Here is a 12,178-nt window from a genome sequence, read left to right on the forward strand (position 1 = left end):
CGAGGAGTGAGTCATCGTGAGCGGAGCCACGGGCGCCGGATCGGCCGGTACCTCGACGGGTACGGATGCGGACGGCGGCGGCCGTGGCTCCGCCGCGTCCGACGGGGGCGGTGCACCGCAGCAGGCGGACACGCACACGACCCAGCTGAAGGCGATCAAGGCGCCCGTCAAGGCGTCCGCGCCGGAGGCACAGGGATCGCAGGGGGGATCCGTGACCGACACGCGAGGGCAGGCGGCGCCGGGCGACCGGCCGGCGCCCGCGCAGCCGCAGCAGGGCACGTCCCCGCTGCCCGGGGAACGGCGGGCCGAGCAGCCCGCCGGGCCCTACCACCCGCCGCAGGCCTACCCGGCGGCGCAGGCCGCAGCGGCCGCACCGGCGCCCTCGGGGGCCGTACGACGGCCGCGTACCGGCGCCGGTACGCGCACCGCCCCGCGTACCCGCAAGGCCCGGCTGCGGGTCGCCAAGGCCGACCCCTGGTCGGTGATGAAGGTCAGCTTCCTGCTCTCCATCGCGCTGGGCATCTGCTCGATCGTGGCGGCGGCGGTGCTGTGGATGGTCCTGGACGCGATGGGCGTGTTCTCGACGGTCGGCGGCACGATCTCGGAGGCGACCGGTTCGAACGAGTCGAACGGCTTCGACCTCCAGGCGTTCCTCTCCCTCCCGCACGTCCTGACGTTCACGGCGATCATCGCGGTCATCGACGTCGTCCTCGCGACGGCGCTGGCGACCCTCGGCGCGTTCATCTACAACCTCTCCGCCGGCTTCGTCGGCGGCATCGAGCTGACCTTGGCCGAGGACGAGTAACCGGAGTTCAAACCTCTCCTGACGCTCCCCCGACAACCGATTTTGGGACTGCCCCGGTCGTGCGCTAATCTTCAGGAGTCAGCGCGCGGGACACACACCGCAGAGCGCGGCGGGGCTATAGCTCAGTTGGTTAGAGCGCATCCCTGATAAGGATGAGGCCACAGGTTCAAATCCTGTTAGCCCCACCAGCGTGAAGGCCCCCGGTCCGGATGGATCGGGGGCCTTCTGCGTTCCCAGGGGCGGTCGGGGCATGAAAAGGCCCGACCGCTGGCGACGGGGGATGCACCAGCGATCGGGCTGCAGCCAGCCTAACAAGGTGGCCTGTGCGGTGGGAGTCAACTTCTCGGCCGTCATGAGCAGTTGTGATCGGGATCACTCAAAGACGGTCAGGCGTGGGGGTGGATCAGGCGTCGCAGGGTGGGTCGTAGGTGAGGCGGGGGAGGTACTCGCGCCACTTGGCGGGCGTCAAAACGTCGCGGGTGACCGAGCAGATGCGGGTGACCGCCTGGTCGACGTCCAGACTCCACAGCCGGACCGTGTCGGCGCCGCTGGAGACGCCCAGCATGTTGCTCCGCGGGCTGAAGGAGAGGAAGTTGCCCGTCTTGGCGTTGGGACTCATGGACTGGCCGATGGGGTGGGCCGAGGACGGGGACGACACGTTCCAGAGGCGGACCGTGTTGTCGTTGCCGCCACTGGCCAGGGTCCTGCCGTCCTGGCTGAAGGTCAGGGAGACGACCGCCTCGGTATGGCCGGTGAGGACCACGCCCAGCCGGGTCGCGTGCGCGGGATCGGAGACGTTCCAGAGGTGGACCGTGTCGTCGTCGCTGCCGCTGGCCAGGGTGCGCCCGTCGGGGCTGTAGGCGAGGGTGTTGATGGGGCCCAGGTGGCCCTTGAGAGGGCTGCCCAGGGGCCTGGCACGGGTCCGGTCGGAGACGTTCCAGAGGCGTACGGTGCCGTCCGCGCTGCCGCTGGCCAGCGTCCTGCCGTCCGGGCTGAAGACGAGCGCGTTGACGTAACCGGTGTGGCCCTCCAGGGGCTCGCCGAGGCGCTTGGGGTGGGCCGGGTCGCTGATGTCCAGGAGCTGGACCGTGCGGTCGTCGTAGTCGGCGGCCACGGTGCGTCCGTCGGGGCTCAGCGCCAGTGCCTCGGAGCCCGCGTACCGGGTGTTCAGCCGGACCGGCGCACCGTACTGGGCGGGGTGCGCGGGGTCGGAGACGTTCCACAGCTGCACCCAGCTGAGGTTGTCCTCGCTGGTCAGGATGATCAGGGTGCGTCCGTCCCGGGCGAACACCATCGAGCGCAGATCCCGCGACCCGGTCGTGAACGGCTTGCCGAGCGCGGTGGGCCGGGCCGGGTCCGTGATGTTCCACAGCCGCATCCTGCTGTCACCGCCGCCGGTGGCCAGGACGCGGCCGTCCGGGCTGAACGCCCCCGCCGCGCCGATCATGTCCGAACCCGGGATCGACCACAGCCGCACCTTGCCGTCACCACTGCCGGTGGCGAGGGTCTGCCCGTCGGGGCTCCAGCCGACGGCGTACATCTCGCCGCTGCTGCCCGCGAGCGGCTCGCCCACCTGGGAGGGGAAGGCCGGGTTGTCGACGTTCCAGAGGCTGGCCGTGGAGTCCGCGCTGCCCGCGGCGAGCATGGAACCGTCGGGGCTGAAGGCCACCGACCAGACAGGACCGGTATGGCCGGTGAGCGGTGCGCCGAGGGCCTCGGGGTGCGTCCGGTCCGAGACGTCCCACAGCCGTACGGTGTCGTCCTTGCTGCCGCTGGCGAGGGTGCGGCCGTCCGGGCTGAAGGCCACCGAGTGCACGGTCGCGGTGTGCCCGGTCAGCGGAGCGCCGACGCGCTCGGGGTGCCGGGGGTCGGAGACGTCGTACAGGAGGATCGAGTTGTCGTCGCTGCCGGCCGCGAGGGTGCGGCCGTCGGGGCTGAACGCGATGGAGCGTACGGCCTCGGTGTGGCCGGTGAGGGTGCCGAGCGAAGCGGGGTGGCGCGGGTCGTGCACGTCCCACATCCGGACGGTGTGGTCCTCGTCGGCGGTGGCCACGGTGCGCCCGTCCGGGCTGAAGGCGACCAGGTAGACAGTGCCGTCGTGGCCGGCCAGCGGGGAGCCCAGGGAGGTGGGGTGCTTCGGGTCGGAGACGTCCCACAGCCGTACGGTGCCGTCGTCGCCGGCGCTGGCCAGGGTCTTGCCGTCCGGGCTGAAGACCGCGCTGGAGACCCAGCTCGTGTGGCCCAGCAGCGGCTTGCCGATGGCCTTGGGCCGGGTCGGGTCGCTCACGTCCCACAGCCGGACCGTGCGGTCGTAGGCGGCGGTGGCCAGGATCTTGCCGTCGGGGCTGAAGGAAGTGAGGTAGACGGCGCCGGTGTGGCCGAGCAGCGGGGTGGCCAGCGGGGCGTTGACGATGGATATCAGGCGGTTGTTGGCGCCCTCGTCGTCCGGGCGCAGGTCGTGGGCCACCAGGTCGAGCTGGGCGGACAGCGACGGGTCCGAGTACTGGAAGCGGTCGGCCTCCGCGACCACCTGCTCGAACACCGCGTCGTCCCGCTGCTGCCGGGCGATCACGGCGGAGCCGGCGGCCAGTACCGCGAGCACTACCAGCGCCGACACGGCGGCCCGGCTGAGCCACACCGTGCGCCGGCGCAGCCGTACCGAGGCCGCCAGGAACTCCACAGCGCTGCGGGTCAGGTAGGTGTCTCCGGCCGACGTCGCCCAGGTGTGGGCCTGTTCGAGCCGTGAACCGCGGTAGAGCAGGGCGGAGTCGTGGCTTGACTCGTCCCAGGCCCGGCCGTCCTCCTCCAGACGCTGCCGCAGCAGATTGCCGTTGCGGTCCTCGTCGAGCCACTCGCGCAGTCGGGGCCAGGCGTGCAGCAACGCCTCGTGGGTGATCTCCACGGTGTCGGCGTCGAGGGTCACCAGCCGGGCCCGGACCAGGGCTTCGAGTGACTCCTCCGTCTTGACCGGGTCGGTGGATTCCGCGGCCAGCTGGCGTCGGGTGCCCCGTCTGCGGGTCGCCTGGGTGTCCTCGCCGAGCCGTACGAGGCGGAGCAGGAGCAGCCGGGCGGCGGTGCGTGCGGCCGGGTCCAGGCTGGACCAGGCGCGCTCGGCGGTCGCGGCGACGGCGCCCTGGATGCCGCCGGCGGCCCGGTAGCCGGCCAGTGTCAGCCGGCCCGCCTTACGGCGCTGCCAGGTGGCGAGAAGGGCGTGGGAGAGGAGCGGGAGGACACCGGCGTCATGGGCGCCCCGCGGGCCGTCCGCGCTCACCTCCCGGACGATCAGCTCGGCGAGGCCGGGCTCCAGCTCCAGGCCCACGGCCTTGGCGGGAGCGGTCACCGCCTCACGCAGCTCGGCGGTGGTCAGCGGGCCGAGCACCATGTGCCGGTGCTGGAGCGCGTCGGCCAGCTCCGGGTAGCCGAGGCACTGCTCGTAGAAGTCGGCACGGATACCGAGGACCACCAGGGCGGGGGCCGGTTCGCCGGAGGCGGCGGGGGTGCTGGCCACGTGCAGGAGCTGGACGAAGGTGCGCCGGTCTGCCTCGTCGGTGCAGAGGGTGAAGGTCTCCTCGAACTGGTCGACGATGAGGACTGGACGGGTGGGATCGCCCCCTGAGGGGCGCCCTGTTTCACGTGAAACATCGACGGTCGACCTGGCCGCGGCGAGTGCGGCGTCGGCGGGTGCGCCGTCGGGCGATCCGATCTTGGCCGATACGGGCGCGGCTGACCCCGTCCTGGTCGACCCGGGCGCGATTGACGCTGGTTCGGTCGACCCGGACTTGGTCGGCACGGGCTCGGTCTTGCGTCGGGTCCAGGCCGTGACCGCTTGTCGTACGGCGTCCGGATCGTCGAGGTCTGTCGGTTCGGCCAGCTCGGGTATGCGGCGGATCAGCTCCTTCACGGGGTCCGCACCCGGGACGAGTTGAAGGATGCGGTGCGGGCGGCCCTCGTCATCGGCCAGGGCGCCGCTCTGCAGCGCGGTGACCAGGCCGGCGTTCAGCAGTGAGGACTTTCCCGCCCCCGAGGCGCCGACCAGCATCACCAGACCGCCGCCCGCCTCGGCGGAACGGAGCTGGGCGACCAGCGCGTCGGTGGAGCGCTCCCGGCCGAAGAACCAGCGGGCGTCCTCACGGCGGTAGGAGGCCAGCCCCCGGTACGGGCACACACTGTCGACCGGCGGCGGCTGGTCCGTCTCCTCGGCCGATTCCGGTGCGGGCAGTTCGCCGACCGGGTCGGCCACGGCCCGCTCCCACAGCTTCTGCCACTGGGTCATGTCGTAGAGCCCGCCGGACACCGCCACCGGTTGGGCGCGGCGGGCCTGCGGGATGAGGACCTGCAGGACGGCGGAGAGGGCGACGAACTGGGCGGGCACGTTCTTGGCCCGCCGCCAGTCGCTGATCCGCTGCGCGGAGACCCGTACGGGCCGGCCACGTTCGTCGACGCGATGCAGCCGGTCGACCGCTTCGGCGACGCGTTTGAGTGGAGGATTGCCGGCCTCCTTGTACAGCAACGCGAGGCGTTCCGCGAAGGCTGTGCGTGCCCCTGCGTCGGGACCCAAGGCTCTCCACCCCTTACTTCCCCCGCTACTGGCCATCCGGACCGGAAAACTCACTTTATACGGCTGACCTGCGGCGAAGCCTCGGACCGGACGTCCTGCCCTCCTCAGACGGGCTCCTCGGCTGGCAGGATTTCGCCGCAGCAACGCGGTGATCGGGCCTCGCCCCGACCGGCCGACCAGCTCAGCATTGGCAGAGACAGCTCACGGCACCGCACATTCTCGGTCACCTTCGACCGGCGGCCTTCCGCCGGAGTGGCCGTACGACACGAGCTGCTCCCGCGCATTGAGCAGGTATCCGGTCTCAGTGCGCGGTCCGACACCACCCGCGCCGTTCGGCACCGGTCCCCACGTGGGGAGGGACCGGTGCCGAACGGCACGGGTTCATATCCAGCCCGCCGTCCGGGCCGCCGCGGCCGCGTGTTCCTCCGCGTCGTCGGCCTTCGCGTTCAGAGCCGCGTCCTGTCCCGCCGTCGTGCCGCCGGCCGCCGCCGCGGCCGCCTGGGATGCGGTGAGGGCGGCACGCAGGGCCGTCGCCGTCTCGGCGCGCTCGTCCAGGGATCCGGCCACCTGCGCGGCCAGCGCCGCGGTGGCGGCGGCGTTGCGGGCGCAGCGGGCGTCCGCCGCCGGATCGGGTGCGGTGCCGGCCAGGGCGGTGAGTGACTGGGCGGACAGCCGGAGCGCGTTCGCGGCCCGGCCCACCGGACCGGTCGGGACGGTCTGTGCCGCTTCGGGGTCGATCCCCGCGTGGCGGCAGGCGGCCACCGCGCGCTCGTACGCGCTGTGGGCGCGTGCCGAGTGCAGCTTTCTGAGGGTGTCCGCCGAAGGGGAGCCGGAGAGCGAGCCGGAGGTTGAACCGGAGGGGGACTTCGAGGGGTCGGTCGTCATCTGTGCCTCCTCGCTGGGAGTGCCGTGATGGGGTGGAGGGCCGCTGCGGGTCCGTGGGGGCTGGTCGCGCCCACGCGGCGGTAGCCGCACATCGGATACAACCCCGCGCCCCTTCGGGGCGCCCCCATGGGGCCCGCCCCTAAGGGGGTGCGTCGGCTAGCCGAACAAGCCCAGTGCGGCGTCCACCGACCAGCTCTGCCAGCTGATGGCGAACAGGCCGACCAGGGAGATCAGGGCCATCATCAGGTTCTGCCCTTGTTCGGCCCAGTCGTGGATCATGAGGACCAGGTAGATCAGGTTGAGCAGGAACCCGGCCACCAGCGCGATCGGTGTGAGGAAGCCGGAGACCAGGCCGAGGCCCAGGGCGAGCTCCGCGTAGGCCACGACGTAGGCCATCAGCCGGGGCCGGGGCGCGACGACGGTGTCGAAGCCCCGCCGGACCACCGGCCAGCGGTGCTTCTCCGCGACACCGGCCGCCCACCGGATGCCTCCGCCGCCGAACCACTGCTTCTTGTCCTTGTGCCGCCAACTCTCCAGCCACCACAGACCGAGCCCGATGCGGAGCACCGCGAACCATTCGGCACCGCTCAGCAAGGCTGATCGCATCCCGCACCCTCCCCGGATCCCCGAACCGACCTGACGAACCGTCAGTTCAGCGGAAGGCGGCGTGCGTCGCAAGAGGGAGGGTGGGGCGAACTCCGGGAGACGGGCGGCGTGCGGGACGCGGCGGGCCTTGCTGGTGCAGGCTCCTGGGCCTAGCCTGAATGCCGACGGCTTATCTGATGGACCGTCAGATAAATTCGGAACTTCGCAGGCAGCAGGGGGTAGGCATGGCAGAGAACACGACCGGCACCCAGGATCTGCCCAGGGTGATCAGCGTGGACGACCACGTGATCGAGCCCGCGCACCTCTTCGAGCGGTGGCTGCCGGGCAAGTACCGCGACAAGGGGCCCAAGCCCTTCACCGCCGGCATCGGCGAACTCGCCTACGTCGGCGGCAAGTACCGGTTCACCACCGATCCCGAGGGCCAGATCACCGACTGGTGGGAGTACGAGGGCCTGCTCTTCCCGTACAAGCGCATCATCGCCGCCGTCGGCTTCTCCCGGGACGAGATGACGCTCGACGGCATCACCAGGGAGGAGATGCGGCGGGGCTGCTGGGACCCCAAGGCCCGCCTGGAGGACATGGAGATGAACCATGTCGAGGCCTCCCTCTGCTTCCCGACCTTCCCCCGCTTCTGCGGGCAGACCTTCGCCGAGGCCAAGGACAAGGAGGTCGCGCTGGCCTGCGTCCGCGCCTACAACGACTGGATGGTCGAGGAGTGGTGCGGGGACAGCGGGGGCCGGCTGATCCCGCTGTGCCTGATCCCGCTGTGGGACATCGACCTGGCCGTCGCCGAGATCCGGCGCAACGCCGAGCGGGGCGTCCGGGCGGTCACCTTCAGCGAGATCCCGACCTACCTGGGCCTGCCGTCCATCCACTCCGGCTACTGGGACCCGTTCTTCGCGGCCTGCGAGGAGACCGGGACGGTCGTCAACATGCACATCGGGTCGAGTTCCCAGATGCCGGCCGCCTCCCCGGACGCCCCGCCCGCCGTCCAGGCCTCGCTCAGCTTCAACAACGCCATGGCCTCGATGATGGACTTCCTCTTCTCCGGGGTCCTGGTGAAGTTTCCCCGGCTGAAACTCGCGTACAGCGAGGGCCAGATGGGCTGGATCCCGTACGCACTGGAGCGCGCCGACGACGTCTGGGAGGAGCACCGCGCCTGGGGCGGGGTGAAGGACCTGATCCCCGAGCCGCCCTCGACGTACTACTACCGGCAGATCTTCTGCTGCTTCTTCCGCGACCGGCACGGCATCGAGGCGATCAAGACGATCGGCGTGGACAACGCGACGTTCGAGACGGACTACCCGCACGTCGACTCGACCTGGCCGGAGACCAAGCGGGTGGCCCAGGAACACGTGGGCGGCTTGGACCCGGAGGTCGCCTACAAGCTGCTGCGCGGCAACGCGATCCGGATGCTGGAGCTGCCCTTCACATAGCCGGTTCAGCCAGCCGTATCGGCCGGCCGCTTCCTTCGGCCGCTTCCTTCGGCCGTTTCCGTCGGCCGTTTCCGCCGGCCGGTTCAGCGGGCCGCCCGGTGGGCAGGGGACCTGACATGAAGGTCTCCGTCGACGCCGACGTCTGTTACGGGTCGGGTGAGTGTGCCTTTCGGGCACCCGCTGTGTTCGGGTTCGAGGACGGGTACGGTTTCGTCCTGCCCGGACGGGAGGAGTCCGGGGACGACGACGAACTGATCCGGGACATCGCCGAGCGCTGCCCGTCGCAGGCGATCCGGATCGACGGCCGAAGGGTCACCGACTAGCGGATGAGCACCACCCGCACCACCCGCACCGAACTCACCGAACTCCTGGCCACCCTCGGCCGCCGCTACGTCCGCGACTTCCCGGGGCCCTGGGGCAAGACCCTCGCGGCCCGCGCGCTCAACCCCTACCTGCGCGACCACCCCCGGCGGCGCGTCGTCGAGACGCTCTCCGGTGCCCGGTTCGCGGTCGACACCCAGGACCTCATCCAGCGCTACCTCTACCTCTTCGGGGTGTGGGAGCCGCACATGACCCGCTGGCTGCGCGGTCGGCTGGCACCGGGGGACTGCTTCGTCGACGTCGGCGCCAACATCGGTGTCTTCAGCGTCCTCGCCTCCCGGCTGGTCGGGGAGCAGGGCCGGGTCGTGGCCGTCGAGGCCTCCCCCGCCTTCCACCGCCGCCTCGAACAGCAGAGCGCGCTCAACGGCTGCCGGAACATCCGCGCGGTCAACGCCGCCGTCTCCGACGCCCACCGCACCCTGACCTTCGTGCTGGCCAGCTCCCGCAACATGGGCGCCAACAGCATCGTCCCGTGGGACGGCCCGGCCGAGTCCAGCTTCGACATCGAGGCCGTGCCGCTGCCCGAACTGCTCCGGCCGGAGGAGATCGAGACCGCGCGGGTCATCAAGATCGACGTGGAGGGCGCCGAGGGCGCGGTGGTGCGCGGGCTCGCCCCCCTGCTGGAGAAGCTGCGCCCGGACGCCGAGATCACCGTCGAGGTCACCCCCGACCGGATGGCCCAGCTGGGCGACTCCGCCGACGACCTGCTGCGCACCATGACCGACGCCGGCTACCACGTCTACCGGCTCGCCAACAGCTATGCGGTCGACAGCTACCCCCGCGCCCTGTACGGCGAACCGGTGGTCCCGGTCCGCTGGGACCGCCCGGTGACCGAGGAGAGCGACCTGGTGTTCTCCCGACTGGACGCGGCGACGCTGGGCCCTGCCGGGTAGTTCCTGGGCCGCCCCTGCCGGGTGGGTCAGCCGTACCGCCAGCCGAGCTCTGCCAGCGCCCGTGCCCGCGCCGCCACGACCGTCATGCGGGCCTCCCGTTCCACCGGGTCGGTGTGTGCGGGGTGGCCGGTGACCTGGCCGTCCCACTTGCGGTAGAGCAGTCCGACCTCCGCCGAGAACCAGCCCCGGCTCACGGCGTCGAGGGCGAGCAGCAGCCCGGTGTCCTCGGAGGCGGGCAGCGCCATCCAGCCGCCGAGGGCGAGCAGCAGCTCGCGGCGGACGAAGAGGGTGGCCGGATGGACCTGGGCGCGGAAGTCGTTCGCCGTCCAGTGGCCGAGCACCGTCCCGCGCTCGATCGGGCCCTCCTCCGGGTCGCCCGGGAAACCGGCCGTGGAGCCGTCCGGCAGCAGGTCCAGGGCCCGTGAGGTGGCCCAGCCGATGTCCGGGCGGCCCTCCAGCGCGGCCAGGTCACGGGCCAGCGCACCCGGCGGGAGCTGGTCGTCGGCGTCGAGGACCTTGACGTACGAGCCCTCCGCCCGGGCCAGTGCGAGAGTGCGCGCGACCCCGGGACCACCGGCACGGCCCCGCCGGAACGACACCCGCGTGTCGTCCGGGACACAGGCACCGACCTCGCCGCCGCCTCCGCCCCCGCCGTCTCCGCCCTGGCCGTCCCCGTCTCCGTCCTCCTGGATCAGCCACTGCCACTCCCACCCCTCGGGCAGTCGCTGTTCGCACAGTGACTTGTAGGCCTCGGGCAGGAAGCGGGCCGACGGCGCGTGGACCGCGGTGACGACGGTGATGCGCCGGGTCACGGCAGCGCTCACCACCTTTCCAGGCGTGTGGTGAAGAGCAGTTCGGTGCGGTCGCCGGGGAGCGTGACGGCGGTGATGTCCACGATGCGGTCGTGGATGTCGTACGACGTCTTGCGCAGCAGGATCACCGAGGTGCCGGCCGGCAGGTCCAGCTCCCGGGCCTCCTCGGGCGTCGGCGGACGGGCGGTGAAGCGCTCCTCGACGCGGTCGACCTCGATGCCGACGGTGTGGAGCTGGTTCTGGGTGCCGCCCGGCCAGGGTTCGTTGGTCTCGTCCAGGAGATCCGGGTTGGCCGCGATCATGTCGCGGACCAGATAGGAGGTCACCAGGTTGAAGGGGGCGGTCTCGGTGGAGTGCCGGGTCCGGTAGGTGCGTTCGAGCAGCACGGTGCCCTCCGGCACCCCGAACGCGTCGGCGAGGTCGCTGGGCGCGGTCAGCTCGCGGTAGCGCGCGAAGAAGACCAGGTCGTCGCTGACCAGACCGGTCTCGCGCTCGGTCGCGCCGGTCTCGGCCCGGGTGGCCTCCGGCATCCGGGCGCGGTCCTTCTCCCACTGGTGCCGTTCGTTGTCGCGGATCGCGCGGGTACGCGGGCGGCGCACGAAGGTGCCGCTGCCGTGCCGCTTGTCGATCAGGCCCTCCGCGCTGAGCAGCCGCAGCGCGTTCTGGATCGTGGGCACGCTACGGCCGTGCTGCCGGGCCAGCTCCGCCTCGGAGGGCAGCCGGGCACCGGGCTTGAGCTCACCGTTCCGGATGGCACGGCGGAGGTCGTCGGCGATTTCCTCGTAGACCTTGGGCACATGATCAGCCTACGACTCCTTAAGAGGAGTTGAGGAGTCGAACCGTTCCGTCCATAGACGTGCGGAGGCCCGCGGCCGGATCGATCCCGGTCGCGGGTCTGTTGTCGCAGTAGGCGCTGGTACGTACGCAAGTCGCCCTTGCGCCGTTGCGTCCGAGCCGTCTGTACCCGCGGGGTCAGCAGTCGAGCGGTGCCGCGGGGGGCTCGGCCGGGTTCTCGGAATCGGTGGTGTCCAGGGGGTGCTGGCGGCAGCTGGGGGTCTTGCCGTGGGCCTCGGCCCGGATGCGCTGCTTCATCGTGGGTGGCAGGGACCTGGCGTGGGACCAGAGCCAGTGGCTTTGTGCCGGGATCGTCACCCGGGCCGTGCTGTGGTCGTCACCCGTGCTGTTGCGCGGGGTCTCGGTCTGCGGTACCGCGGCGGCGGTGGTGGCGGAGACGAATCCGAGCGCCGTGCACAGCGCGAGGAAGGCGGTGACGATGGCGGTCCACAGCTTCATGACCTTGGCGTTCCGGGCCATGGCCCCTCACTTTCAGGTTGGGCGATTTGCGTACTTTCCTCATGATGTGTATGGGGGTCGCGAAGTGGGGGACGTCGGACTGTGGCGCGTCGATGTTCCGATGAACACCACACGGATGGGTGCATGAGCTGGGGAAAATCCCAAGAAAGGCCCGTGAAAGGAGTCGAGAGGGAGCAAAGTAACCGTCCGTGGGGGTGTGATCACCCTCCGATCGGAGCGGTCCGACCTCGTGCAACGCCTTGTGGCGGACCGGAGTTGGGGTCGGATGCCAGGTCACCGATCGGTATCGGTCGGTGTGTATAGTCGGGCGCCAGAGGTCCCCTACGTCAAGGAAGAGACGAGGTCGCGCGGTGAAGAAGCTTCTCCTGGTCGCACTGGCCGCCATCGGCGGGCTCCTCGTGTACCGCCAGATCCAGGCGGATCGCGCCGAGCAGGATCTGTGGACGGAGGCGACTGACTCCGTGCCCACGGGTTCGTGAGTACCGACT

General features: G+C 71.1%; 11 protein-coding genes and 1 tRNA gene. 6 read left to right on the forward strand and 6 right to left on the reverse strand.

Annotation, left to right across the window (positions count from 1 at the left end; genetic code table 11):
- Positions 1-16: 16 nt before the first annotated feature.
- The gene (locus ACFWPS_RS11245; protein WP_383703469.1) at positions 17-805 is read left to right on the forward strand and encodes a DUF3566 domain-containing protein; all 789 of its coding nucleotides are present in this window, start codon (positions 17-19) and stop codon (positions 803-805) included.
- A gap of 111 nt (positions 806-916) precedes the next feature.
- A tRNA-Ile gene (locus ACFWPS_RS11250) sits at positions 917-993 on the forward strand.
- A gap of 215 nt (positions 994-1,208) precedes the next feature.
- Here ACFWPS_RS11250 and ACFWPS_RS11255 read toward each other — a convergent pair.
- The 3 genes from ACFWPS_RS11255 to ACFWPS_RS11265 form a co-directional block, all read right to left on the reverse strand.
- On the reverse strand, positions 1,209-5,399 hold the full coding sequence (locus tag ACFWPS_RS11255) for an AAA family ATPase (RefSeq protein ID WP_383703472.1): 4,191 nt from the start codon (positions 5,397-5,399) through the stop codon (positions 1,209-1,211).
- Between the two features lie 345 nt (positions 5,400-5,744).
- The gene (locus ACFWPS_RS11260; protein WP_383703475.1) at positions 5,745-6,248 is read right to left on the reverse strand and encodes a hypothetical protein; all 504 of its coding nucleotides are present in this window, start codon (positions 6,246-6,248) and stop codon (positions 5,745-5,747) included.
- A 156-nt stretch (positions 6,249-6,404) separates the two neighbouring features.
- The gene (locus ACFWPS_RS11265) at positions 6,405-6,854 is read right to left on the reverse strand and encodes a DoxX family protein (RefSeq protein WP_383703478.1); all 450 of its coding nucleotides are present in this window, start codon (positions 6,852-6,854) and stop codon (positions 6,405-6,407) included.
- A 224-nt stretch (positions 6,855-7,078) separates the two neighbouring features.
- On the opposite strand from ACFWPS_RS11265, the gene ACFWPS_RS11270 reads away from it, so the two are divergent.
- The 3 genes from ACFWPS_RS11270 (at position 7,079) to ACFWPS_RS11280 (ending at position 9,564) form a co-directional block, all read left to right on the forward strand.
- Entirely contained in the window at positions 7,079-8,290 is a 1,212-nt protein-coding gene (locus ACFWPS_RS11270; protein ID WP_383703481.1) for an amidohydrolase family protein, read from the forward strand.
- Between the two features lie 116 nt (positions 8,291-8,406).
- On the forward strand, positions 8,407-8,613 hold the full coding sequence (locus ACFWPS_RS11275; protein WP_089100442.1) for a ferredoxin: 207 nt from the start codon (positions 8,407-8,409) through the stop codon (positions 8,611-8,613).
- A 3-nt stretch (positions 8,614-8,616) separates the two neighbouring features.
- A complete protein-coding gene (locus ACFWPS_RS11280; protein ID WP_383703483.1) occupies positions 8,617-9,564 on the forward strand; it encodes an FkbM family methyltransferase in 948 nt (315 codons plus the stop codon).
- Between the two features lie 26 nt (positions 9,565-9,590).
- On the opposite strand, the gene ACFWPS_RS11285 is transcribed toward ACFWPS_RS11280, so the two are convergent.
- The 3 genes from ACFWPS_RS11285 to ACFWPS_RS11295 form a co-directional block, all read right to left on the reverse strand.
- Positions 9,591-10,388, reverse strand: a complete 798-nt coding sequence (locus tag ACFWPS_RS11285; RefSeq protein ID WP_383703485.1) for a glycosyltransferase family 2 protein — start codon at positions 10,386-10,388, stop codon at positions 9,591-9,593.
- Positions 10,385-11,173 carry a GntR family transcriptional regulator gene (locus tag ACFWPS_RS11290; protein WP_383703487.1) on the reverse strand — a complete coding sequence of 263 codons (789 nt, stop codon included), beginning with the start codon at positions 11,171-11,173 and terminating at the stop codon, positions 10,385-10,387. The genes ACFWPS_RS11285 and ACFWPS_RS11290 overlap by 4 nt, the downstream gene beginning before the upstream one ends.
- Before the next feature lie 175 nt (positions 11,174-11,348).
- The gene (locus ACFWPS_RS11295; protein ID WP_383703489.1) at positions 11,349-11,690 is read right to left on the reverse strand and encodes a DUF6344 domain-containing protein; all 342 of its coding nucleotides are present in this window, start codon (positions 11,688-11,690) and stop codon (positions 11,349-11,351) included.
- Between the two features lie 350 nt (positions 11,691-12,040).
- Here ACFWPS_RS11295 and ACFWPS_RS11300 point away from each other — a divergent pair, with 350 nt between their 5' ends.
- Positions 12,041-12,169: a DLW-39 family protein gene (locus ACFWPS_RS11300; RefSeq protein ID WP_003999697.1), complete on the forward strand. Its 129-nt coding sequence runs from the start codon at positions 12,041-12,043 to the stop codon at positions 12,167-12,169.
- The last annotated feature ends 9 nt before the right edge of the window (positions 12,170-12,178 follow it).

This window comes from Streptomyces sp. NPDC058457 (assembly GCF_042720695.1).
In the GTDB taxonomy this organism is placed as follows: Bacteria; Actinomycetota; Actinomycetes; order Streptomycetales; family Streptomycetaceae; genus Streptomyces.

Bases quoted from the DNA above. Each gene is read 5' to 3' on its own strand.
- ACFWPS_RS11255 (WP_383703472.1), bottom strand. From the start codon at position 5,399: ATGGCCAGTAGCGGGGGAAGTAAGGGGTGGAGAGCCTTGGGTCCCGAC.
- ACFWPS_RS11295 (WP_383703489.1), bottom strand. From the start codon at position 11,690: ATGGCCCGGAACGCCAAGGTCATGAAGCTGTGGACCGCCATCGTCACC.
- ACFWPS_RS11280 (WP_383703483.1), top strand. From the start codon at position 8,617: ATGAGCACCACCCGCACCACCCGCACCGAACTCACCGAACTCCTGGCC.
- ACFWPS_RS11270 (WP_383703481.1), top strand. From the start codon at position 7,079: ATGGCAGAGAACACGACCGGCACCCAGGATCTGCCCAGGGTGATCAGC.
- ACFWPS_RS11275 (WP_089100442.1), top strand. From the start codon at position 8,407: ATGAAGGTCTCCGTCGACGCCGACGTCTGTTACGGGTCGGGTGAGTGT.
- ACFWPS_RS11265 (WP_383703478.1), bottom strand. From the start codon at position 6,854: ATGCGATCAGCCTTGCTGAGCGGTGCCGAATGGTTCGCGGTGCTCCGC.
- ACFWPS_RS11260 (WP_383703475.1), bottom strand. From the start codon at position 6,248: ATGACGACCGACCCCTCGAAGTCCCCCTCCGGTTCAACCTCCGGCTCG.